Here is a 23,491-nt window from a genome sequence, read left to right as displayed (position 1 = left end):
GTCAGGACCTCTCGAGGATGTCGGAGACGTCGTAGTCCGCGGGCACGTCGAGCTGGTCGTACGTGCAGCTCAGCGGATCCCGGTCCGGGCGCCAGCGGACGAAGCGCGCGGCGTGGCGCAGCCTGGACTTCTCCATCTGGTCGTAGGCCACCTCGAGAACCCGCTCGGGCCGCACCGGGATCCATGTACGGTCCATGCCGGAGCGCCAGCGGGTCTGCTCGCCGTCGGAGACGATGTCGTCACCGAGCCGCAACGGTTCCAGTTCCTCGAGGTAGGACAACCGCTTCGCGTCCGTGAACGCGGACGCGCCGCCGATCATCTGGAGCTGGTCACCGTTGTAGAGACCCAGCAGCATCGACCCGATACCGTTGCCGCTCTTGTGAATGCGGTACCCGATGAGAACGCAGTCGGCCGTGCGGGCGTGCTTGACCTTGATCATCTCGCGCTTGTTCGGCACGTACACGCCGTCGAGCCGCTTGGCCACGACCCCGTCCAGTCCCGCTCCCTCGAACCGGTCGAACCAGTCGGTGGCCAGAGCGGCGTCCGCGGTCACGCGCGTCACGTGGCACCGCGGCTCGGTCCGACCCGTGTCGAGGATCGTCTCCAGGCGGGCACGCCTCTCGGCGAAGGGAAGACCGGTCAGGTCCTCGTCACCGAGAGCCAGGAGATCGAATCCGATGAACTGCGCGGGGGTCTTCTCGGCCAGCATCCGCACGCGACTGTCGGCGGGGTGGATCCGCTCGGACAGCGAGTCCCAGTCGAGCCGCCACGATCCGTCGGTCTCGAGAGCGACCACCAGCTCGCCGTCGACGACACATCGTTCGGGCAGTTCCTCGCGCACGGCGTCGACCATCTCCGGGAAGTACCGGGCCAGGTCCTTACCACCGCGTGACCCGAGCACGACCTCGTCCCCGTCACGGAAGACGATCGTGCGGAAGCCGTCCCACTTCGGCTCGTAGGACCACGCCGGATCCCCCGAGTCGGGCTGGTCGGGGACCGTCTTGGAGGCCTTGGCGAGCATGGGCTGCAACGGGGGTGAAACGGGGAGGTCCACCGCTCAATACTTACACGTCGGACAAACGGTGCAACGGGCATACAGTGTCGTCCATGACGATTTCTCGGCGACCGGGAACGCGGCGCGCTCCGGCCGTTCTCCTCGTGCTGACGGCGGTCGCTCTGCTGGCAGGATGCTCGTCGACGATCACCGGTACCCCCGTCGCTCAGCAGGGCTCCGTACCCGCGTCCGAGGTGCCCGAGTTGCCGAACGATTCGATCCTCCCGCCGGTCCCCACCACTCCGTCCGGCACCGGCGGCGACGTCTCCATCGACGCGCAGGCGGGTGACTGCGTGCGTCTCGGCGGCACGGTCGACGAGGCCACCATCGAGGAGGCCGCGTGCGGGTCTCCCGAATCGAACTACCGCGTGGTGTCTGCCGAGGTCTCCACCGACTTCTGTCCCGGTGACGTCGACCAGACGTACTACGAGACGCTCGCCGGCATCGAACAGGGCGCGCTGTGCCTCGACATCGACTTCGTGGTCGGGGGATGCATGGATCTGGGCACGCCCGACCCGGAGCGCTCGGACTGCGACGCCCCGATGATCGGCGGTGTCCGGGTCGTCGACGTCCTGCAGGGCACGACCGACGCGTCGGAATGCCCGTCGTCACGCAGTTACGTCTACGACGAGCGCGCCTTCGTCGTCTGTCTCGACGACCAGTGACCTCGCCCCCGCCGACCGTCCCCCTGTCGTCGGCGCGCGGCCGGTGGATCGTGCTGGCCACGGTGCTGGGATCGACCCTGTCGCTGCTCGACGGAACCGTGGTCACCATCGCCCTCCCCGACATCGGGACCGAACTGGGCGCCGACGTCAGCGGGCTGCAGTGGACGGTCACCGGCTACACCCTGACGCTTGCCGCGTTCGTGCTGCTGGGCGGCTCGCTCGGCGACCGTGTCGGACGGCGGCGCATCTTCGTCCTGGGCACGATCTGGTTCGCGGTCGCGTCGGTCGCGTGCGGTCTGGCGCCGAACGTCGAGTTCCTCGTGCTCGCTCGTGTCGTGCAGGGCATCGGCGCGGCGTTGGTGACGCCGGGTTCGCTGGCGATCCTGTCGGCCTCGATCGACCCGAAGGATCGGGGTGCGGCCATCGGCCTGTGGTCGGGCTTCGGTGGCATCGGGTCCGCGGTGGGCCCGCTGCTGGGCGGCTGGCTCGTGGAGATCGCCGGGTGGCGGTCCATCTTCCTGCTCAACGTGCCGCTCGCCGTCGCGGTCGTCGTCGTCGCGTTGCGCCACGTGCCCGAGACGCGAGACCCCGAGACCTCCGGCCGACTCGACGTCCCCGGAGCTGCCGTCGTCGCCCTCGCTCTCGCGGCACTGACCTACGGGGCGATCGACGGACGGTGGCCGATCATCGCGATCGGCCTGGTCGGCACGGCCGTGTTCGTGGTCGTCGAGCGCCGGACGGCCCACCCTCTGGTGCCGCCGTCGCTCTTCTCGTCCAGGGTCTTCGTCGCGGCGAACATCGTGACCTTCGCGGCCTACGCCGCGCTCGGCGGCGTGTTCTTCCTGCTGCTGCTGCAACTGCAGGTCGCGCTCGGCTACTCGGCCCTCGCCGCCGGCACGGCGACACTGCCGATCACCGCGGCGCTCCTCCTGCTGTCGGCGCGCGCCGGCGCGCTGGCCGGCCGCATCGGACCTCGTCTGCCCATGACGGTGGGACCACTGGTGGCCGCGGTCGGGCTGGTACTCATGATCCGCATCGAGCCGGGATCGACCTACCTCGGTGCCGTGCTGCCGGCCGTCGTCGTGTTCGGCGTGGGGCTCTCCCTGCTCGTGGCGCCACTCACCGCGGCCGTCATCGGTGCGGCACCGGCATCGCACGCGGGTACCGCGTCCGCGGTGAACAACGCGGTCGCGCGCACGGCCCAACTGCTCTCGGTCGCCGCGATTCCCGGCATCGTCGGCATCTCCGGGCAGCTGGATCCCGCGCAGTTCTCGTCGGGATTCCGCGCCGCGATGCTCATCTGTGCGGCCATGCTGGCTCTCGCCGGGGCACTCGCCGCCGTCTCGATCCGCACACCTCGCCCGACGGGTCGCACACCGATACACTGCGACGTGTCCGGACCGCCCGTGACGGACGGCCGCTGACGGTCACTCCGCCAGGCAGGCCACGCGGGGATCGACGCGCATCTTTGCGAGTGCGCTGCGGATCCGCGACTTCATCGTCGACACCGGCACGCCCATACGATCGGCGGCCTCCGCATACGTGAGACCTTCGAAGAACGCCATGAACAGGCATTCCCGCTGCCGGCCACTCAGTTCCTGCATCGCGTCGAGCACCGGACGGCGGTCGAGGAAGCGGTCCGACGTGTCGTGGATCCCCACGGCGGCGTCGAGCATCGCATACTTCGACTCGCGATCGGTCCGCGACTGCTCGGACCGCACGCGGTCGATGGCTCGCCGGTGCGCCATGGTCACCAACCACGCCGCCGGCGACCCCTGTTCGGGCGAGAACGTGGGGGCCTTCTGCCACACCTCGAGATAGACGTCCTGGACGCACTCCTCGGAGAATCCACGATCGCGGAGCACTCGGAGCACGGCTCCGTAGACGCGGGAGGACGTCGCGTCGTAGAACCGGGCGAACGCCTGACGGTCACCACGGCCGACGGCCTGGAGCAGAGCCGACAGTTCCGCCGTCGAGCGAGCCGCGGGCCGAGGCGCGGGAGACACCGCCGAATCATCCGTAAGCGGCTGTGCAACAAGTGTATTCACGGTCTTCACCTCGATCCGTCGAACGCGGGACGTGCTCTCGATAGGCATGACGATGCCAGCGCTACCACGCGGTAGCGCATCGCGAGTGTCGCGATCGGGTCACTGGTTGATAACGGACCGGTCACGGTGGCTGAGGTCGAGTCCGGTGCCCCATGATCGGTGATTCCGGTGCGGTCTAGGGTTTTTGCCATGAGCAGCACCCCCGCAGACGCCACCACCTCCACCAGCGCCGACACGGCCGACGTCAAGCCCCGCAGCCGCGACGTCACCGACGGTCTCGAGAAGACCGCAGCGCGCGGCATGCTGCGCGCGGTCGGCATGGGCGACGCGGACTGGGGCAAGTCCCAGATCGGCGTCGCGTCGTCGTGGAACGAGATCACCCCGTGCAACCTCTCGCTCGATCGCCTGGCGAAGGCGGTCAAGGAGGGTGTGCACACGGGCGGCGGCTATCCCCTCGAGTTCGGCACCATCTCCGTGTCCGACGGCATCTCCATGGGCCACGAGGGCATGCACTTCTCGCTGGTCTCCCGTGAGGTCATCGCCGACTCGGTCGAGACCGTGATCAGCGCCGAGCGCCTCGACGGCTCCGTGCTGCTGGCCGGCTGCGACAAGTCGCTGCCCGGAATGCTCATGGCGGCCGCGCGCCTCGACCTCGCGAGCGTCTTCCTCTACGCGGGCTCCACTCTTCCCGGTTTCGCGACGCTCTCGGACGGCAGCGAGCACCAGGTCACCATCATCGACGCGTTCGAGGCCGTCGGCGCCTGCTCGCGCGGCCTGATGTCGCGTGAGGACGTCGACACCATCGAACGCGCGATCTGCCCCGGCGAGGGCGCCTGTGGCGGTATGTACACCGCCAACACGATGGCCAGCGCGGCCGAGGCCATGGGCATGTCGCTCCCCGGCAGCGCCGCCCCGCCCGCTCCCGACAAGCGTCGCGACGGATTCGCTCGTGCCAGCGGCGAGGCCGTCGTCGAACTGCTGCGTCGCGGCATCACCACGCGCGACATCATGACGAAGGAGGCGTTCGAGAACGCCATCGCCGTCGTCATGGCCTTCGGCGGTTCCACGAACGCCGTGCTGCATCTGCTCGCGATCGCGTACGAGGCAGGTGTCAAACTCACCCTCGACGATTTCGTCCGCGTCGGCGCCAAGGTGCCGCACCTCGCCGACGTGAAGCCGTTCGGCCGCCACGTCATGACCGATGTCGACCGCATCGGCGGCGTTCCCGTCGTCATGAAGGCCTTGCTCGACGCCGGCCTGCTGCACGGCGACTGCCTCACGGTCACCGGCAAGACGGTGGCGGAGAACCTCGCCGACATCGCCCCGCCGGATCCCGACGGTCTGGTGCTGCGCGCGATGAGCGAGCCGATCCACCCGACCGGCGGCATCACGATCCTGAAGGGCTCGCTGGCTCCCGGCGGCGCCGTCGTGAAGTCGGCAGGCTTCGACTCCGACGTCTTCGAGGGCACCGCCCGCGTCTTCGAGCGTGAGCGCGCCGCGATGGACGCTCTCGAGGACGGCACCATCACGTCCGGCGACGTCGTCGTCATCCGGTACGAGGGCCCCAAGGGCGGCCCGGGCATGCGCGAGATGCTGGCGATCACCGGAGCCATCAAGGGCGCGGGCCTCGGCAAGGACGTCCTGCTGATGACCGACGGTCGGTTCTCGGGTGGCACGACGGGCCTGTGTGTCGGGCACATCGCTCCCGAGGCCGTCGACGGCGGACCGATCGCGTTCGTCCGCGACGGCGACCGCATCCGCCTGGACGTCGCGAACGGCACGCTCGACCTGCTGGTCGAGGACGCCGAGCTCGAGTCACGCAAGGCGGAGTGGGCACCGCTTCCGCCTCGCTACACCCGTGGCGTGCTGGCCAAGTACTCCAAGCTCGTGGGGTCCGCGTCGCAGGGCGCCGTCTGCAGCTGAGACCGTGCGGTGACAAGACCGTGACCTGACCGTGACCATCGGCGGAGTTGGCTGATACCGGGCGGGGGCATCCTTCGAGGACAAGACGCGGCAACGATCGTTGCCGTCGATCGTTTTCGGGAGAGGGCAACCCACGTCATGTCAGTCGTCAAGAGAACCATCGCCGGAGCGTTCACCGTCGCACTCGGTGTCGTCGCATTCCTGCCCGCCACCGCCTCGGCCGCACCGGTCACGGCATGCCAGGCACCGTTCGGTGCGGACGCCGTGCCCGCCGGTGGCCTGTGCTCGGCGACCAGTGACGCCTCCAGCGCCGCTGCCGCCTACGGTGACGCGTCCGCCGACGCCAGCCGCAACGCCCTCGCCCTGGCGCTCGGCCTCAACGGCGGCATCGCCAGCAGCTCGGCCGTCGGTTACGCGGCACCGGCCGCCATCGCGTTCGGACCGGGTTCCGTCGCCGAGGCACTCGGCCTGAACCCGGGTCTGTCCATCGCCATCGCGGCACCGGGCTCGACCGTCACGGTCGACTCCCTCGGCGGCGTCACCTGCGACGGCCCCGGATTCGCCGGCGACCTCACCACGCTGAAGGCGTGCCTGCGCGTCAACTGATCCACAGCTCCACCCAGCCGACACGACGAAGGCCGTGACCCCCTCTCGGGAGTCACGGCCTTCGTCGTGTGGCTGGGGTCCGGCGATCAGCCCGTGACGGTGAACCCGGTACCGACGCCGCCGCCGCGGTTGATGTCGTCGAGCACCGTCTGGATGTTGGTGCCCACCTCGGGACCGATGCACGGGATGCCCAGGTACGCGTTGACCATGCCCACCAACGTGGTGCCGGCGACGACCGGGCCGCCCGAGTCACCCTGCTGCACGCAGATCTGCGTGTAGGTGCGGTCGTTCTGGAAGAGCTCCCCGTAGGTGATGCCGCACGTGTTGCCGGTGGTGCGGCCCTCCTTGCACATGATGCCGGGGAACGTCGCGGGCGCCCCCACGCCCGTGATGGTCACGTTGCCGACGCGGTTGGTCGGTGCGACGCGGCCCCGATCGAACTCGATGACGGCGTAGTCGAGGCCGGGGACCGAGCTCACGATGCGGCCGACGGCGCCCGCGTCGGGCAGGTACTCGGCGCCGATCAGATCACCGGGAACGCCGCAGTGACCTGCGGTGATGCCGACGAGTCGACCGGCGGCGTCGTTGCCGATGGTGGTCAGTGTGCAGTCGAACTTGCCCTTGCCGGTGCTGTCTGCGACGAGCACTCCGGATCCGCCACCGAGCACGGCGACGGGTGCAGCCGACGCGGTTCCGGCGCCGATCCCGCCGGCGAGCGCCAGCGCTGTGGTGGCAACGAGCACGAGTTTCTTGAGCATGTATCCCCTCCGAGGTCACGCACACCGTAGCAATACGCGGGACCCGGAACGCGACGCTTCTACTCGTTCTTCAGTCGATCGAGCGCGCGGCGTGCCTCGTCGAGCTCTCGACTCAGGGCCTCGACCCGCTCGAGCGCGGCAGCCCGAGCCGCCTCGATCTTGTCCTCGACGGCAGCGGAAGCCACGTCGTCGCCCAGTTCGCGGATCGCGCGGAGGACCCGGTCTGCCGTCACGTCGGACGGCTTGGCCAGCTTCTTCGCACCGTGCGACACGGTGACGGTCCACTGATCGTCGGGCCCCGACGTCACGGTCACCGACACCGGCGCGGGCTGCGCCTTCGTGCGCCGAGCCGGCCGAGCCGCGGGCTTCACCGACGTCTCCGGCGCGAGAGCCGGCGTGGCCACCGACTTCTCGGGTGCTGCTTTTACAGGCACGGAAGTCTCCGATCGGGGCGTCGCTGCATGTGGGACGACGGGGGGTGGGACCACGGCGGGGCGGGTTGTCGGACGCGCCGCCGTCGTGCGCGGAGCGACCTTCGTGGCTTTGCGCGCCGGCGCCGGCGCGTCCTTGCTCAGACGCAACTCGTCCGCCTCGTACGGCAGCTGGTCGTCGATGCCCTTGGGGCTCACCGTCACCGTGGTGCCGTCGACCGAGATCACCCGCGCCGAGGCGCCCGCCTCGAGGCCGAGGGACGGCATCGCCTCCCGCAGGTAGACGGTGACGCGGCGACCGGCCGCGAGCCCCGCCTCGAGAGTCGCGAGGTCCTCGGCGGACAGCGCCTCGCCGGGTCGGGGGGCGCGGCGCCGGGCGGGAGCGCTCATGATCGGGTGCCTCTCGTCGTGAGTGGAGCGGGTCGTGGCTGGGGATCGGCGAGTCCGGGCGTGGGGCAGAACGGACGCGACAAAAGTTTTGCACGACCCACCGACACCGTTCGACGCACCGAGTCCTGCACGCCCGGTTGCGCCACCACCATCGCGGGTAGCCGTGCCCCATGACTACTGACGAGAGAACCGAAGGCACCGCCCGCGTCGCAGAACTGCTGTCCGACGCGAAGCTCTGCATGTTCACCACCCACGGCACCGACGGCCACCTGAAGGCGAGGCCGATGGCCCTGCAGGAGACCGAGTTCGACGGCGATCTCTGGTTCTTCGCCGCGAACGACTCACGGAAGGTGGCCGACATCCGTTCCGATCCGTCAGTCAACGTGTCGTTCCAGTCGGGCACGTCGTGGGTCTCGCTGTCGGGGCGCGCGAGCGTGGTGCTGGACGACGCGAAGAAGAAGGATCTCTGGAGCCAGGGCGTCGCCGCGTGGTTCGAGAACGGTCCCGAGTCCGACGAGGTCGTCCTCATCCGGGTGGAGTCGGAGGGAGCCGAGTTCTGGTCGGCGCCGGGGTCCAAGGTCTCGACGCTCATCGCGTACGCCAAGTCGCGCATCACGGGCGACAAGCCGGACGTGGGTGACAACGAGAAGGTCGACATGTCGTGACGGATGCACCACTTCGGTTCCGCGGCCGGGGCGGCTCGTGAAAGTGGCACCGGGGTACCTGTCCCGGGCGTAGCGTTGCGGACCATCACGTGCACGGCCCACCACCGGTGGCGCATCGGAGGGGGAAGGCGAGCGGACATGTCTCAACTGGATTCGACCGAGCATCCGCTGACGGGGAGATCCTCGTCCTCCGACGATCAGGTCTTCCTCATCGACGCGGTCTCCGACGTCGACGTCCACGCGGCCGACGACTGGATCGATCGTCACCACGGTGACGGCCGACCGGAGTCGGTCGTCATGACGGGCAAGGCCCTCGACGAACTCACCGAGCGGGCCGGTGGCGCCGATCCACTCATCACTCCGTTGCGGGTGAGCTGGACCAAGGCTCCGCGTAAGGGATTCGGTCTCCGGGTGGGCCGGGCACGCCGCGGTGAGCCGCGCATCATCGAGGGTGAGCCCGCCTCGTTGTCGGCGCTGCGTGAGCGGTTCGAGGCGACGGCCGGCCGCTCCCTGTCGTCGTACATCGCGCGGCAGGCCAGCCTCACGCTGGACAAGGCCGAGCGTGAGGTCATCGGCAGCGAGTACAAGGTGCCGCGGTTCGTCGTCGAGGAGATGACGGAGCGCTCGCAGTTCCGCGCCGATCTGGCGGAGTTGGCGGCCTCGGTGGACACCCCGGTGTCGGCGGTCAATGCTCGGGTTCACGAGATCCTCGACGAGATGGTGGCCACCGAGAACAAGGGTGCCGTCGAACTCTGGGGCCAGCTCGGTGCCTTCTTCTCGCGGGCCTACCGCGTCGAGGTGGACACCGAGAAGCTCGCCGAGCTGCGCGATCTGGACAAGTCGTTCCCCCTGGTCTTCCTGCCGAACCACCGCTCCTACCTCGACCCGCTGGTTCTGCGCCCCGCCCTGCTCGAGCAGGGCTTCCCGCTCAATCACGTCATGGGCGGCATCAACGTCGGGTTCTGGCCCATCGGCCCGCTCGCGAAGCGCAGCGGTGTGGTGTTGATCCAGCGCAAGTTCTCCGACGCGGTCTACAAGTGGACCCTGCGCCAGTACATGAGCTTCCTGTTGAGCAAGAAGTTCAACCTCGAGTGGTACATCGAGGGTGGCAGGTCTCGCACCGGCAAGCTCCGGCCTCCGCGCTTCGGCCTGCTCACCTACCTCTTCGACGCGCTCGAGAACAGCACGGCGGCCGATGCGTACCTCGTCCCGACGTCCATCACCTACGACCGGTTGCACGAGGTCGGCGAGATGGCGAAGGAGTCGCACGGTGCGACGAAGCAGGCCGAGGGAATCCGGATGGCCATCGGGTACGTCCGCGCCCAGGGCCAGTTACGCGGAACCGTCTACCTGCGGTTCGGGACTCCGATGTCGGCACGGCAGTTCCTCGACGAGTACGACGACAAGCGGGTCGCGGTGCAGCGTGCGGCGCTGGCGGTGTCGCACGCCATCAACGAGTCCACTCCGGTGACGCCGGCGGCGCTGGTGGCGATGGCGATGCTCGGTATCGAGGACCGCGCGCTGAACAAGCGTGAGATGTGGTCGATCATCGAGCCGTTGGCGTCGTACATCCAGCAGCGTGGTCTCCCGACGGCGGGTGGGGTGGATCTGACCGACATCGACGTCATGACGGCCGCTGTTCGCGCGCAGGTCGCGGCCGGTGTGGTGCGGCGCTTCGACGACGGCCCGGAGCTGTTGTTCCTGCTCGCGCAGGACAAGCATCTCGTCGCGTCGTTCTTCCGCAACAACGCCATTCACTTCTTCGTGATGCGGGCGATCGGCGAGTTGGTGGTGTTACGCACCGAGGACTGCCCCACGGGCGAGGTGGCCGCCGACGATCTGTGGAAGTCCGCGCTGGAACTGCGGGACATGCTGAAGTTCGAGTTCTTCTTCGGCGAGAAGCGTGAGTTCGGGGAGCGCCTCGAAGCCGAGGTCGATCTCATCGATCCGCACTGGCGCACCGGTCTCGATCGACCCGGATACGCGCTGAAGTCGTTGCAGTCGCAGCCTTTTCATCTGGCGCACCGGGTACTGCAGCCGATCTTCGAGGCGTATCAGGTGGTGGCCGACCAGCTGCTCACCCTCACACCGGGTGCGAAGTTCGACAAGGTGTCGTTCCTCGACGACTGCCTGGGCGTCGCGCAGTCGCGGCGGCTCCGACAGCAGCTCGAGCACAGCGAGGCCATCTCGAACGAGCTCTTCGACACCGCCCTGCAGTTGGCCGACAATCGTGGTCTTTTGTCCACCGAGGACGACGACATCGCCTCCCGCCGTCAGGAATTCGCTGCGGACATCGCGGCGTGGGGACGTGTGAGCAGACGTATCCGCACGATGGTGCACGTGGCCCTCGACTCCGTCGACGGTGCGGACGCACCCGATCGACCAGACAACGCTTCCGGAGGACACCGGTGACCAGCACTCACCCAGCACACACGTTCCAGGATCTACTCGACGAGGTCGCACAGGCTCCGAAGGGTCCGGACGTGGTGGCGTTCTTCGATTTCGACGGCACCGTGATCGACGGTTACTCCGCGACCGCCGTGTTCAAGGAACGTCTTCGCCGCTTCGACGTCGACCTGTTCGAGCTGTGGGAGATCAGCAGCGCCGTCGTGGAGATGCGGGTGCGCGGGACCACCGTCGACAACCTGATGGACAAGGCCGTGCACGCGTTGGCCGGCAAGACGCACGACGAGTTGATGGAGCAGGCGCAGCGGCTCTTCCGCTCCGAGATCGCTTCGCAGATCTTCCCGCAGGTCCGCACCCTCGTCGCCGCGCATCGCCGGGCCGGTCACCGCGTCGTGATGTCGACGTCCGCGACCCCGTACCAGGCTCAGCCCGTGGTCGACGACCTCCGCTTCGACGACCTGATCTGCACCCACCCCGAGATCGGGCCGGACGGCGTCCTCACCGGCCTCCTCGACGGCCGGTCGCTGTGGGGTCCGCGCAAGGCCGAGGGAATCGAGGACTGGGCGACGGCCGAGGGCGTCGACACCTCCGTGTGTTTCGGCTACTCCAACGGCATCGAGGACGTCCCGATGCTCGAGACCGTCGGTCGTCCCGTCGCGCTCAACCCGGACCCCGAACTCGACCGCACGGCGCGTGACCGCGGCTGGTCCCGTGTCCAGCTGCGCAGGCCCACTCGCGGAGCCGATCTGACGTCCACCGTGCGCAGCGTCGCCGCCCTCGGCTCGGTCCTGGCGAGTGCCGGACTGGGTGCGACCCTGGGCGTGCTCAGCGGCAGCCGCCGAGTGGGCGCCAACGTCACCAACGCCGTCGCACCGGAGGTCGCACTGGCCCTCACCGGCATCACGGTGAACGTGGTGAACGAGGAGAACGCCTGGAGCCACCGACCGGCGGTGTTCCTGTTCAACCATCAGTCCACGATGGACATGATCGTCGTCGCCCGCGTCCTGCGTCGGGACATCACGGCCGTCGCGAAGAAGGAACTGAGCCGCGACCCCCGGTTCGCCCCCCTCGGGGCTCTCTTCGACGTGGCCTACGTCGACCGATCGAACAACGCCGCGGCGCGCGAAGCGATGAAGCCGGCCATCGACAAGCTCCACAGCGGCGTGTCTGTGGCCGTGGCCCCGGAGGGCACCCGCATGCCGACGGAGCGGTTGGGGCGCTTCAAGAAGGGCGGGTTCCATCTGGCCATGGCGGCCGGGGTCCCGGTGGTTCCCCTGATCCTCCAGGGAGCGGGCGACGTGATGTGGAAGTCCTCGTTCACTGCGCACTCCGGCACCGTCACCGTCACTGTGGGAGAACCGATCCCGACGACGGACTGGACGGCGGAGACACTGGACGAGCACATCGCGGAGGTCCGGGCGGTCTACGAGCGGACTCTCGACCATGCCTGACCAGGGCCCACCGGACGCCGGCCGGCCCACCTTCCGGCAGAACGAGGTCGAACAGACTCTGCTGGGAGAGGAACCCACGTACACCCGCGATCAGGTCGCCGAGCTGGCGAACGTGGATCTCGAACGCGCGCAACAACTGTGGATCGCCATGGGCTTCCCGGTCAGCCCGGATCCGGACGCCGTCATGTTCACCGATGCCGACATCGAGGCGCTGCGCCTGCTCACGACACTCGTCGACGAGAACGTCGTCGAGAAGTCGATGGAGGTGGCGGTCGCGCGGACGCTGGGGCAGTCGATGTCACGACTGGCCGAGTGGCAGGTGGGCGTCGTCAACTCCTACATCCGGTCGCGCATCGCTGCCGACGCCGCCGATCCGGACGCCATTCGATCGGAGTCCCGGGTCACCGCCGCGGACACGGTGCCCACCATGGAGAAACTGCAGAACTACGTGTGGCGGCGCCATCTCGCCGCGGTGGCCGGGCGCGCACTGTCCGTCGAGTCGAGCGGGGAGACCGACACGGTGCTCGCGGTCGGCTTCGCGGACATGGTCGGCTACACCTCGCTCACCCGTCGACTCGATGTCTCCGAGCTGACCTCGCTGCTCGAGGAGTTCGAGTCGGTGGCCACGACGATCATCGCCCGTGGCCACGGATCGGTGGTGAAGAACGTCGGCGACGAGGTGATGTTCCAGACCACCGACCCCCGGGACGCGGCACGGATCGCCCTGGAGCTGCACGACGCCTTCGCCGACCGGGACGACGTTCCCGCGCTGCGCGTCGGCATCGCCGTGGGTCCGGTGCTCGCCCGCTTCGGCGACCTGTACGGGTCCGTGGTCAACATGGCCGCCCGCCTGACCAGCAACGCGCACCCCGGCACGGTGCTGGTGGACAGCGAGACGGCCGACGCGCTGTCGGGCGAGGACGAGTTCTACCTCAAGTCGCTACGCCCCCTGCGGGTGCGCGGTTTCAGCAAGCTACGGACCTACGCGCTGCGTCGCAATCGCGATCACCAGCGGGAAGGATCGCGCGACACCGAGCGTTGACCTGAGGTGATGACGGATGCACTGCTCACTCCGACCCGCCTGTGGACACCCCGGCGGGTGATGATCACCAAGTCGGCCGCCGAACTGCCACACACCGCCGAGATCGTGCGGCGGTGCGAGGCGGCGGGTGTGTCGGACATCGACGTCCTCCCGGCGGATCGCCTCACGGGGCTGCGCGGCGAGTCCGAGCGGGAGACCTACGCGCGGGCGAAGTCGACGCTCGCGGTCGTGGTCGCTCCGCCCAGTGCGCTGAAGCCGCAACCCATCCCACCCAGCGCCGACTGGCGCATCGACCTGGCGAAGGGCTGCCCGGCGCACTGCCAGTACTGCTACCTCGCCGGCTCGCTGTCGGGCCCACCTGTCACTCGGGTGTACGCCAATCTCGACGACGTCCTGGCCCCGATCGCGACGCATGTCGGCCGCGGCACCATCACCAGCGGCACCGCCGAGCGTGGACACGAGGGCACCACCTTCGAGATGTCCTGCTACACCGACCCTCTCGGCATCGAGCACGTCACCGGATCACTGGCCGCCGCCATCTCGCGGGTCGGCGCCGGCGAGTTCGGACCCGGCGCCTCCCTCCGCTTCACGACCAAGTTCGACGATGTCACCGAGTTGGTCGGCCTCGACCACGGCGGGCGTACCCGGGTGCGACTGTCGGTCAACGCCCGCGACATCGGGAACCGTTTCGAGGGCGGCACGGCTCGGATGCCCGCGCGCATCGCGGCGCTGCGTGCGCTGGCGCAGGCGGGGTACCCGATGGGCGTGACCATCGCTCCGATCATGCCCGTGCCCGGCTGGCGCGAGCAGTACGGCGAGCTCCTCGCCGACATCGCGGCGGCGCTGGCCGACGTCCCGGACGTCGACCTCACCGCAGAGATCATCACGCACCGGTTCACTCCGTCGAGCAAGGACGTGCTGCTGAGCTGGTACCCGGCCACGAAGCTCGAGATGGACGAGGACTCGCGCTCGGCCAAGCGGTCGAAGTTCGGGGGCGTCAAGTACGTCTACCCGAAGGACACCATGGCGGAGATGAAGAGCTGGTTCACCGAGGAACTACGGGACGTCCTGCCCGCGGCGCAGCTCCTGTACTGGACCTGACGTGCCGGAGGGGGACACGGTCCACGCGCTCGCGGCACGTCTGCGGGCGGCGCTGGACGGCCGGGAACTGGCCGAGGGCCGGCTGAACGTCCCCGCACATGCGACGGAGAACCTCGCGGGACGCACGATCCAACGGCACCGGACGCACGGCAAACACCTGCTCACCGATCTCGACGGCGACCTGACGCTCCACACGCATCTGAGGATGACGGGGTCGTGGACCGTCACCGCCCCCGGCCGACGACTGCCCCGTCGCCTCGATCCCGACGTGCGCGTGCGGCTGGCCGTGCGCGACGGGCCCACCGCGTACGGGCTGCTGCTCCCGGTGGTCGAGTTCTCCACCACTCGCGACGTCGACGCGGCGCTGTCGTATCTCGGCCCCGATCCGCTGCACGACGACTTCGACGCCGCGCAGGCGGCGGCGAACATCGCGCGGGACCCGCGCCCGATCGTCGCGGTACTGCTCGATCAGCGCGTCATGGCCGGTCCGGGCAACCTGTGGGCCAACGAACTGTGTTTCCTTCGTGGTCTCGGGCCGTGGGTGCCGGCGTGCGACGTGGATACCACTCGACTGGTCGCCCTCACTCGCAAGGCGATGCGCCACTCGGTGTCCACCCCGCGGGCCATGCAGGTGACCACCGGAGACACCCGGCCAGGTCGGCAGCACTGGGTGGCGGGTCGCGCGGGCAAGCCGTGCCTGCGATGCGGCACCACCGTCCGCGTGGTCGCCGAGGTACCGGGAGATCCGGAACGACGGCGGACCTGGTGGTGCCCGCACTGCCAGCCGGGGCCGGAGCGGCCGTGATCCGGTGCAGCCGACCGTGCTGTACCCGGTTCACTGCACCGGATCCGATCCACGGAACTGCCGCGGAGGCGCGCGCGTCCAGTGCGAGATGATCGAGAGACTGCTGGCCGAGCAGGACGGGGTGGTGACCACCGCGCAGGCCCGCACCGCCGGACTCACCCCCGAGGCCATCGAGTGGCGCGTCCACACCGGCCGCTGGCGGCGCACGAGTCGCGGAGTGTTCTTCGCCGTCGACCGACCGTTCACCGACGACGCGCGGATCCGGTGCGCGGTGTGGTCCACGAGTACGGGCGCGCTGTCCGGTCCTGCAGCCGCGTACTGGTATCGCATGCTTCCGCGGGCCCCGGAGACGATCGAGGTGACCGTGCCCCGGACAGGCTCCGGTCGCGGAATCACGGGTGTCCGGTTGCGGCGGCGCGACCTACCGGGCATCGACGTCGTGATCGTGCGCCGTGTCCTCGTGACGAGGACGCCGCTGACCGTTCTGGAGGCGTCGACGGTGCTGGGCCCCGAGGTCATGGATCGCGCCCTGCAGAAGACGATGACCCTCGACCATCTCCGACGAGCGCACGCTCGCAACCCCGGACGTCGCGGGTACGTGCGAGCGGAGCAGCTCCTGCGCGCCGCCGAGGGCGGTGCCCGGTCCGAGGCCGAACGGCTGTTCCGCAGGATCATGAGATCCGCACACATCACCGGGCTGCGGGTGAACCTGCCGTACGCGGGCTACATCCTCGACTTCGCGTTCCCGCACGCCAGGGTCTGCGTGGAGATCGACGGGTGGGCCTTCCACTCGGACAGCGCCGCGTTCCACCGCGACCGGATCCGGCAGAACGTCCTCAGCAGGGAGTGGACGGTGTTGCGGTACACGTGGCGGGACCTCGTCGAACGGCCCGACGAGGTGGCTGCCGAGGTGCGACGCTTCGTCACCGGATGATCCGGTGCAGCTACCCGTGCTCTCCACGGTTCACTGCACCAGATCCGGTCCGGACCGGCGGATGTGGCACAGTTGTCAGCCGGGCGCGCCACCGGACGAGAGAGACGAAGATGCAGTATCAGTCGACGCGGGGTCACAACCTGCCCCAGCACTTCTCGGACATCCTCCTCGGCGGCCTGGCCCCCGACGGTGGTCTCTACCTGCCGGCCGAGTACCCGCAGCTGACCGCCGACGAGCTCGAGTCGTTCCGCTCACTGTCCTACGCCGACCTCGCCTTCGAGGTGCTCTCGAAGTTCGCCGACGACATTCCCGCGGAGGACCTCCGCGACATCACGCGCCGGACGTACACCGCCGAGGTCTACTCGAACGGCCGGCCCGGCGACGACACGTCACTCATCACCCCGCTGCGTCCACTCGGCGAGGAGCAGGGCACCTCGCTCCATCTCCTGAGCCTGTCCAACGGCCCGACGCTGGCATTCAAGGACATGGCGATGCAGTTGTTGGGCAACCTGTTCGAGTACTCCCTCGCGGGCAGCGGCGAGGAGCTCAACATCCTGGGCGCCACATCGGGTGACACCGGCAGCGCCGCCGAGCACGCGATGCGCGGCAAGAAGAACATCCGCGTCGTCATGCTGAGCCCGCACGGCCGGATGAGCAGTTTCCAGCGGGCACAGATGTTCAGCCTGCAGGACGAGAACATCGTGAACCTCGCGGTCGAGGGGAATTTCGACGACTGCCAGGACATCGTCAAGGCCGTCTCCAAGGACGCCGAGTTCAAGGCGCACCACGCCATCGGCACCGTCAACTCGATCAACTGGGGTCGAGTCGTCGCGCAGGTCGTCTACTACGTGCACGGGTGGCTCCTCGCGACGGACGGGCCGGGCCAACGCGTGTCGTTCTCGGTGCCGTCCGGCAACTTCGGCAACGTGTGCGCCGGGCACATCGCCCGGTGCATGGGCCTGCCGATCGACCAGCTCGTCGTCGCGACCAACGAGAACGACGTCCTCGACGAGTTCTTCCGCACGGGTGTCTACCGTCCCCGCGCGGCCGCCGAGACCCACCACACCTCGAGCCCCAGCATGGACATCTCCAAGGCGTCCAACTTCGAGCGCTTCCTCTACGACCTCGTCGATCAGGACGCGGTCCGGCTCGGTGAGCTGTTCCGCGCGCTCGACACCGACGGCGGCTTCGACTTCTCCGGTACTCCCGAGTTCGATCGCATCCAGGAGTTCGGCTTCGTGTCCGGCCGCAGCACGCACGCGAACCGCGTCGAGACCATCCGCGACGTGGCCGAGCGCTACGGCGTGACCATCGACCCGCACACCGCCGACGGCGTGAGTGTCGCCCGCCGGAACCTGCGCGAGGGCGTGCCCATGATCGTGCTCGAGACCGCGTTGCCGGCCAAGTTCGCGGACATCGTGCGGGAGGCACTGGGAACCGAACCCGAGCGTCCGCCGGCGTTCGAGGGCATCGAGGACCTGCCGCAGCGCTTCGACGTCGTCCCCGCGGACGTCGATCGCGTGAAGGACGTCATCGTGGAGCACACCGGTCGTTAGAGTCGAGCGATGTCGATACGACTCGAGAACGTCGGGATCGCGGTACGCGACCTCGACGAGGCCATCGCGTTCTTCACCGATCTGGGTCTGACACTCCTCGGCCGTGACACGGTCCAGGGCGAGTGGGCCGACACGGCGGTGGGTCTGGACGGCAATCACGCCGACATCGCGATGCTGCAGACGCCGGACGGGGCGGGCCGCATCGAGCTGTTCCAGAACCGCCATCCCACCATGATCGAGACGGAACCGACGCTCCCGCATCAGATCGGCATGCACCGCATCGCCTTCGAGGTCGACGACCTCGAGCAGGCTCTGGCAGTGGCCGCTCGGCACGGCTGCCACCCGTTGCGCGGTGTCGCGAACTACGAGGGTGTCTATGCACTGACCTACGTGCGCGGACCCAGCGGCATCATCGTCATGTTCGCTCAGAAGCTCGGGGCCTGATCACCCGGTGCTCTTGATCTCCTGGTGGTAGGTCTGCATGGCGTCGGTGAGAGCTCCGAACACACGGTGCGCCGCAGCGAGATCCGTGTCCGGCAGCGCGGACAGCGACTCGTGGACGTGCTGTCCGAGCGGGCCGAAGAACTGCCGTGCGACGTCCATTCCCGGCTCGTCGTAGCGGAGGATGACCCGCCGTCGGTCCCGCGTGTCGGGTTCACGGCGGATGTGACCTGACGCGATCATCCGCTCCACCAGATACGTCATGGCGGCGGAGGAGAGTCCGAGGAGAGAGCCGAGCTCGCCCGGCGACACCGGACGTCCACCGACATCGGCGACCATGATGTGCAGCAGGGCTCGGAAGTCATTCGCGCTGAGGTGGTGTCGAGAACCGAACACACGGCCGAGCTGATCCGACTCGGCTGTCATGGCGCGCATGTCGGCGGCGATCGTGGATTCGAGATCGCGCCGGGCACCGTCGGCGTCGGTCGCGTCGGACCGCTCCGACCGTTCGTGTGCTGACACAGATTCTCCTTCGAAAACTCGGGTGTCAGCGTACTCGCCGGACCTCGGAGCGATGTCTCAGTTGCTTAACGATCAACTAACTGAGACACTTTTCCGGTGAGCGACAACTCTGTGTGGAACCGCGTGGCCGGCCTCGTCTCAGGGCCTCGGTCCTGGATCGTCGCCCTGCTCGTCGTCCTTGCCGCCGGCGCGCTCATCGGCGGCGTCGGGAGCAACTCCGCCGCCGAGAGTTCACCGACATCGCTCCCCTCGGACGCGGAATCGGCACGGGTCGACGCCCTGCTCGAGGAATTCCCCGACTCCGACCTCTCGCCGGTGATCCTCGTGGTGACGCGCGCCGACGGCGGCGCCCTGTCCGAACAGGACCTCGCCGACGTCGCTGCCGCGAGGATGCGGATGAACGGTGTCGAGCGCGGGGTGGACGCGGGTGCGCCCGACTCCCCGGTCGTTCCCGCACCCGACGGCGAGGCGGCCATCGCCCCCGTCCAGGTGTCGACGTCGGAGTCCGGAACGGGACTGGCCGATCTGGTCACCGAGCTGCGCACCGCTGCCACCGACGGCCTCCCCGACGGGTTGACGGCGCAGGTCACGGGCGGTCCCGCGTTCGCCGCCGACATCGCCGACTCCTTCTCCGGGGCCAATGTCACGCTACTCGGCGTCACCGCGCTGGTGGTGGCCCTGCTGCTGATCGCCACGTACCGATCACCGGTTCTCTGGCTCGTGCCGCTCGCCGTCGTGGGCTTCGGTGACCGGGTCGCCTCGACGGTCGGCACCGCCGTGTCCGGGCTCACCGGGCTCTCGTTCGACGGCAGCACCTCGGGCATCACCAGCGTCCTGGTGTTCGGCGCCGGGACCAACTACGCGCTGCTGCTCATCTCCCGGTACCGCGAGGAACTGCGCCGCGAGAGCGACCACCGGGTCGCCCTCCACCATGCCGTGCGACGCGCCGGCCCGGCCATCGTGGCGAGCAACGCGACGGTGGTGCTCGCGCTCCTGACGCTGCTGCTGGGCACTCTGCCGAGTACGCGCAGCCTGGGCGGTCTGGCCGCGGCCGGTCTCGTGGTCGCCGCCGTCTTCGTGCTCTTCGTTCTTCCGCCACTGCTCTCACTGTTCGGCCGGAAGCTGTTCTGGCCGTTCGTTCCTCGCGTGGGCGATCCCGAGCCGACGGACAAGGGCGTGTTCTTCCGCGTCGCCAACGCCGTCGGTCGTCGACCCGGCCGCGCCGCGGCGGTGTCGCTGGTCGCGCTGGCCGTCTGCATTCTCGGCCTCGTCGGAACGAACGTGGGCCTGTCGCAGACCGAGCAGTTCCGCGTCACCGCCGAATCCGTCACCGGCATCGACACGCTCGCCGAGCACTTCCCGGCGGGGCAGTCAGATCCGACCGTCGTCGTCGCCCGGACCGCGGCGGCCTCGGAGGTCGAGGCAGCGCTGCAGGACACCGACGGCGTGGTGTCGGTGTCCCGAACTGCGGACTCCCGGCCCGGCACCTCCGACACCGGTCTCACCGAGTGGTCCGTCGTGCTCGACGCGGAACCGTCCTCCGACGGCGCGTTCGCCGCGGTCGAGAACCTGCGTGCATCTGTCGCTCCGATCACGGGTGCCGACGCTCTGGTGGGCGGCAGCGATGCGCAGGCACTGGACACGTCCGATGCCGCAGCTCGCGACCGCCTGGTGATCATCCCGGTGATCCTGCTGGTGGTTCTGCTGGTGCTGTTCGTTCTGCTCCGGTCGGCCCTCGCACCCCTGGTGCTCGTGGCCACGACGGTGCTCAGCACGCTGGCGGCTCTGGGCATCGGCAGCTGGGCCAGCGAGAACATCTTCGGCTTCCCCGCCCTCGGCGACAACGTGCCGCTGTTCGGGTTCCTGTTCCTCGTGGCCCTGGGTGTGGACTACACGATCTTCCTCGTCACCCGGGCACGCGAGGAGACACCGTCGTACGGGACGCGGACGGGCATCGTGCGCGCCGTCGCGTCGACGGGCGCGGTCATCACCAGTGCGGGCATCGTGCTCGCCGCGGTGTTCACCGTGCTGGGCGTCCTGCCCCTCATTCTGCTCACGCAGCTCGGGATCGTCGTGGGCCTCGGCATCCTGCTCGACACCTTCGTGGTCCGCACGATCGTGATTCCGGCCCTGTTCACCCTGATCGGTCCCCGCATCTGGTGGCCGACCGAACTCGACCCGCACTCCGAAGACAGTCCGAACGCCACGAAAGAAGGAGTCATCTCATGATCCGCAGCATCATCCGCACGGCAGTCGCCGGAGCGTTGGTCACCGGAGCTCTGCTCGCCGGCGGCAGCGCCGCGTCCGCGCAGCCCCTGTTCGAGCCGCTGCAGCCCATCGCTCAGCTGGACGTCCAGCGCTACGCGGGTGACTGGTGGCAGATCGCGGCCGTCCCGCAGCCGTTCAACCTGAACTGCGCCAGGGACACCCGGGCCAACTACCAGGTGCTCGACCCCAGCAACGTGCGCGTGCAGAACAACTGCACCCGCTGGGACGGCGGAGCCAACGAGATCATCGGCAACGCCCGGGTGAACGATCCGTTCACGCAGGCGCAGCTGCACGTGAGCTTCCCCGGTGTGCCCACCCAGGACAATCCCGAGGGACCCACCAACTACATCGTCACCTACATCGCCGACGACTACTCGTGGGCGCTGGTGGGCGACCCGTTCCGCACGTCCGGCTTCGTCCTGTCGCGGTCGCCGCAGGTGAGTGCCGATCAGTGGAAGCAGATCCGGAGCGTCGTGGAGAGCCGCGGCTACAACGCCTGCCTGCTGTTGACGTCGCCGACCACTCAGGGCAGCAACGAGATCCGCCCGCTCTGCACCGTCTGACCTCTGCCACCGCTCACCGTTCGGCTCAGCTGGGTCGAACGGTGAGCACCGGCACCGGTGACGTCATCAGCAGACGCTGACTGACGCTGCCCAGCAATGCCTTTCCCACCCGACTGCGCTTCTTGATCCCGATCACGAGTCGCGTCACCTCCGGGTGCGCCTCGATCTCGTCGATCACCGCGATCACCGGGTCGCGGTCCTCGCGCCCCGCCCGGTCGATCACTCGCACCGCCACGTCACCGCCCACGTCGCTCGTGTCGAGCGCGCCGAGGGTCAGGTTCACCGCGATCACGTCGGTCTCGAGCATGCGCGCCTCCGACACCGCCTCCGACAGTGCGTGTCGGCCCTCGTCGCTGTCGGTCACTGCCACCAGTACTGCCATGATGTCTCGCCGTCCTTCTCGAAGTGGGGTGATCGTGTCAGGAGTACTCGCGGCGGAACCGGGCCTCGAGTTCCTCCAGGCTCTGACCGCGGGTCTCCGGCACCTGCGTGATGATGAAGACCAGGGCCAGTATGCCCAGTCCGACGAAGATGAAGAACGTCGGCGCGATGCCGAGCGCGTCGACCACCGGCGGGAAGGCCAGTGCGACGGCAGCATTGGCGATCCACAGCATGAACACGCAGACACCGATGGCGAAGCTGCGAATCTTGAGCGGGAAGATCTCTGCGAGCATCAGCCAGACCAGCGGCCCGATCGTGCCCTGCATGCAGAAGACGAAGAGCACGACGAAGACGAGGATGAAGTATGCCTTGGCGGTGCCGTCCGGCAGCAGCAGTGCGGACAGTCCGACCAGGAGATGGAAGAGCGTCGTCAGTGAGAAGCCCGCGATCAGCATCGTTCGGCGATCGATCCGATTCATGATGAGCAGGCCGACCGTGATGCCGAGGACGCTGAAGAGGCCGTTGAGCGTGTTCGCGATGATGGCGGAGCTGCTCGAGAATCCGGCGTCGCCGAGGAGCTGGGTGCCGTAGTACATCACCGAGTTGATGCCCGTGAACTGTTGGAACACACCGAGTCCCACACCGATGTAGATCACCCGTCGGATCCACCGCACCGACAGGTCGGCCGCGCCGCCGGTCTGCGAGAGCTTCTCCTCCTCGGCCAGCGCGTGCACCTCGGCCATCTCGGCCTCCGCACGTTCGGGGGACCGCACCTGCTTCAGCACCGCCAGGGCGTCGTCGTCCCGGCCCTGCGAGACGAGCCAGCGCGGACTCTCGGGCATCCGCAGCATGCCGAAGAACAGTGCGAACGCGGGCAACACGGCGACCAGCAGCATGTAGCGCCAGACGGAGTCGTGCTCGCCCCAGATGTTGAAGATGAGGGCGTTGATCACGAAGGCCGCGAACTGGCCGCTGACGATCATGACCTCGTTGCGCGTCACCAGGGAACCGCGGCGCTCGAACGGTGAGACCTCCGAGAGGTACACCGGCACGGTCGCGGACGCTCCGCCGACCGCGAGGCCGAGGATGAAGCGGAACACCGCCAGCACCTCCCACGACGGGGCGAGAACGCAGCCCAGAGTGCCGAGGACGAAGATGCCGGCCAGCATCAGGATGTTGTGCCGACGGCCGTACTTGTCCGACAGTCGACCCCCGACCAGTGCGCCGATGGCCGCCCCGAAGATGAGGATGCTGACGACGAAGCCCTCGGTGAAGGCCGTGAGCGACAGGTCCTCCTTCAGCGGCTCCAGCGCACCGTTGATGACGCCCGTGTCGTATCCGAACAGCAGGCCACCGAAGGTCGCCACCACGGCGATGACGCCGAGGCGACGCGAGTGGGGACCGGGTGCGTCCGGCGGTAGTGCACTTCCCGTGGTGCTGACTTGCGAAGACATGACATCCCATCGTCGGCGTGGCGGGTC

General features: G+C 68.6%; 22 protein-coding genes. 15 read left to right on the top strand and 7 right to left on the bottom strand.

Translation table 11 applies throughout. The annotated features are described in order from the left end of the window. Position 1 precedes the first annotated feature (1 nt). On the bottom strand, positions 2-1,054 hold the full coding sequence (locus OHB23_RS05510; RefSeq protein ID WP_222632253.1) for an ATP-dependent DNA ligase: 1,053 nt from the start codon (positions 1,052-1,054) through the stop codon (positions 2-4). Between the two features lie 53 nt (positions 1,055-1,107). Here OHB23_RS05510 and lppU point away from each other — a divergent pair, with 53 nt between their 5' ends. Beyond that, a complete protein-coding gene (lppU, locus tag OHB23_RS05505) occupies positions 1,108-1,719 on the top strand; it encodes an LppU family putative lipoprotein (protein WP_222629718.1) in 612 nt (203 codons plus the stop codon). Next, complete coding sequence (locus OHB23_RS05500; protein WP_328811045.1) at positions 1,653-3,143, top strand: MFS transporter; 1,491 nt, start codon at positions 1,653-1,655, stop codon at positions 3,141-3,143. Before lppU ends, OHB23_RS05500 begins: the two co-directional genes overlap by 67 nt. A gap of 3 nt (positions 3,144-3,146) precedes the next feature. Here the strand turns inward: OHB23_RS05500 and OHB23_RS05495 are convergent, their stop codons facing one another. After that, entirely contained in the window at positions 3,147-3,725 is a 579-nt protein-coding gene (locus OHB23_RS05495; RefSeq protein WP_027506115.1) for a sigma-70 family RNA polymerase sigma factor, read from the bottom strand. A gap of 231 nt (positions 3,726-3,956) precedes the next feature. Between OHB23_RS05495 and ilvD the strand changes: the two genes are divergently transcribed. Further along, positions 3,957-5,690: a dihydroxy-acid dehydratase gene (gene ilvD / locus OHB23_RS05490; protein WP_328811044.1), complete on the top strand. Its 1,734-nt coding sequence runs from the start codon at positions 3,957-3,959 to the stop codon at positions 5,688-5,690. Between the two features lie 138 nt (positions 5,691-5,828). Then, on the top strand, positions 5,829-6,296 hold the full coding sequence (locus OHB23_RS05485; protein ID WP_328811043.1) for a DUF6764 family protein: 468 nt from the start codon (positions 5,829-5,831) through the stop codon (positions 6,294-6,296). An 86-nt stretch (positions 6,297-6,382) separates the two neighbouring features. Here the strand turns inward: OHB23_RS05485 and OHB23_RS05480 are convergent, their stop codons facing one another. After that, the gene (locus tag OHB23_RS05480) at positions 6,383-7,054 is read right to left on the bottom strand and encodes a S1 family peptidase (protein WP_027506112.1); all 672 of its coding nucleotides are present in this window, start codon (positions 7,052-7,054) and stop codon (positions 6,383-6,385) included. A 59-nt stretch (positions 7,055-7,113) separates the two neighbouring features. Next, the gene (locus OHB23_RS05475; protein ID WP_328811042.1) at positions 7,114-7,875 is read right to left on the bottom strand and encodes a DUF6319 family protein; all 762 of its coding nucleotides are present in this window, start codon (positions 7,873-7,875) and stop codon (positions 7,114-7,116) included. A gap of 170 nt (positions 7,876-8,045) precedes the next feature. On the opposite strand from OHB23_RS05475, the gene OHB23_RS05470 reads away from it, so the two are divergent. The 9 genes from OHB23_RS05470 to OHB23_RS05430 all read left to right on the top strand — a co-directional run bounded on the left by OHB23_RS05470 (position 8,046) and on the right by OHB23_RS05430 (position 18,279). Then, complete coding sequence (locus tag OHB23_RS05470) at positions 8,046-8,540, top strand: pyridoxamine 5'-phosphate oxidase family protein (protein WP_027506110.1); 495 nt, start codon at positions 8,046-8,048, stop codon at positions 8,538-8,540. Positions 8,541-8,678: 138 nt separating this feature from the next. Next, positions 8,679-10,952, top strand: coding sequence for a glycerol-3-phosphate 1-O-acyltransferase (locus tag OHB23_RS05465; protein WP_328811041.1), 2,274 nt, complete (start codon positions 8,679-8,681; stop codon positions 10,950-10,952). Next, positions 10,949-12,397, top strand: a complete 1,449-nt coding sequence (locus OHB23_RS05460; protein WP_056441091.1) for an HAD-IB family hydrolase — start codon at positions 10,949-10,951, stop codon at positions 12,395-12,397. Before OHB23_RS05465 ends, OHB23_RS05460 begins: the two co-directional genes overlap by 4 nt. Next, complete coding sequence (locus tag OHB23_RS05455) at positions 12,390-13,439, top strand: adenylate/guanylate cyclase domain-containing protein (RefSeq protein ID WP_051613418.1); 1,050 nt, start codon at positions 12,390-12,392, stop codon at positions 13,437-13,439. Before OHB23_RS05460 ends, OHB23_RS05455 begins: the two co-directional genes overlap by 8 nt. Before the next feature lie 9 nt (positions 13,440-13,448). After that, positions 13,449-14,540: a spore photoproduct lyase family protein gene (locus tag OHB23_RS05450; protein ID WP_328811040.1), complete on the top strand. Its 1,092-nt coding sequence runs from the start codon at positions 13,449-13,451 to the stop codon at positions 14,538-14,540. A gap of 1 nt (position 14,541) precedes the next feature. Then, entirely contained in the window at positions 14,542-15,345 is an 804-nt protein-coding gene (locus tag OHB23_RS05445; protein ID WP_328811039.1) for a DNA-formamidopyrimidine glycosylase family protein, read from the top strand. Between the two features lie 88 nt (positions 15,346-15,433). Next, complete coding sequence (locus OHB23_RS05440; RefSeq protein WP_222637920.1) at positions 15,434-16,279, top strand: type IV toxin-antitoxin system AbiEi family antitoxin domain-containing protein; 846 nt, start codon at positions 15,434-15,436, stop codon at positions 16,277-16,279. 110 nt (positions 16,280-16,389) lie between these two features. Next, positions 16,390-17,835 carry a threonine synthase gene (gene thrC, locus OHB23_RS05435; protein ID WP_328811038.1) on the top strand — a complete coding sequence of 482 codons (1,446 nt, stop codon included), beginning with the start codon at positions 16,390-16,392 and terminating at the stop codon, positions 17,833-17,835. 9 nt (positions 17,836-17,844) lie between these two features. Then, the gene (locus OHB23_RS05430; RefSeq protein ID WP_222646389.1) at positions 17,845-18,279 is read left to right on the top strand and encodes a VOC family protein; all 435 of its coding nucleotides are present in this window, start codon (positions 17,845-17,847) and stop codon (positions 18,277-18,279) included. Here the strand turns inward: OHB23_RS05430 and OHB23_RS05425 are convergent, their stop codons facing one another. Beyond that, on the bottom strand, positions 18,280-18,711 hold the full coding sequence (locus tag OHB23_RS05425) for a MarR family winged helix-turn-helix transcriptional regulator (protein ID WP_051613432.1): 432 nt from the start codon (positions 18,709-18,711) through the stop codon (positions 18,280-18,282). Between the two features lie 183 nt (positions 18,712-18,894). Between OHB23_RS05425 and OHB23_RS05420 the strand changes: the two genes are divergently transcribed. Beyond that, positions 18,895-21,027, top strand: coding sequence for an MMPL family transporter (locus OHB23_RS05420; protein ID WP_328811037.1), 2,133 nt, complete (start codon positions 18,895-18,897; stop codon positions 21,025-21,027). Continuing rightward, positions 21,024-21,629 (top strand): lipocalin family protein, encoded by a 606-nt coding sequence (locus OHB23_RS05415; RefSeq protein WP_328811036.1) that lies wholly within the window; start codon positions 21,024-21,026, stop codon positions 21,627-21,629. Before OHB23_RS05420 ends, OHB23_RS05415 begins: the two co-directional genes overlap by 4 nt. Positions 21,630-21,654: 25 nt before the next feature. Here OHB23_RS05415 and OHB23_RS05410 read toward each other — a convergent pair whose 3' ends face one another. Both OHB23_RS05410 and OHB23_RS05405 read right to left on the bottom strand, forming a co-directional pair. Continuing rightward, positions 21,655-22,011 carry a universal stress protein gene (locus OHB23_RS05410; RefSeq protein ID WP_027506099.1) on the bottom strand — a complete coding sequence of 119 codons (357 nt, stop codon included), beginning with the start codon at positions 22,009-22,011 and terminating at the stop codon, positions 21,655-21,657. Positions 22,012-22,048: 37 nt separating this feature from the next. Continuing rightward, positions 22,049-23,464, bottom strand: a complete 1,416-nt coding sequence (locus tag OHB23_RS05405; protein ID WP_328811035.1) for a sugar porter family MFS transporter — start codon at positions 23,462-23,464, stop codon at positions 22,049-22,051. Between the last annotated feature and the right edge of the window lie 27 nt (positions 23,465-23,491).

Origin of the sequence: Rhodococcus sp. NBC_00294, from assembly GCF_036163995.1 — a bacterium.
GTDB lineage: Bacteria > Actinomycetota > Actinomycetes > Mycobacteriales > Mycobacteriaceae > Rhodococcoides.
Note: the sequence above shows the minus strand (reverse complement) of the source record. Positions and strands in the feature narration are given on the sequence as shown.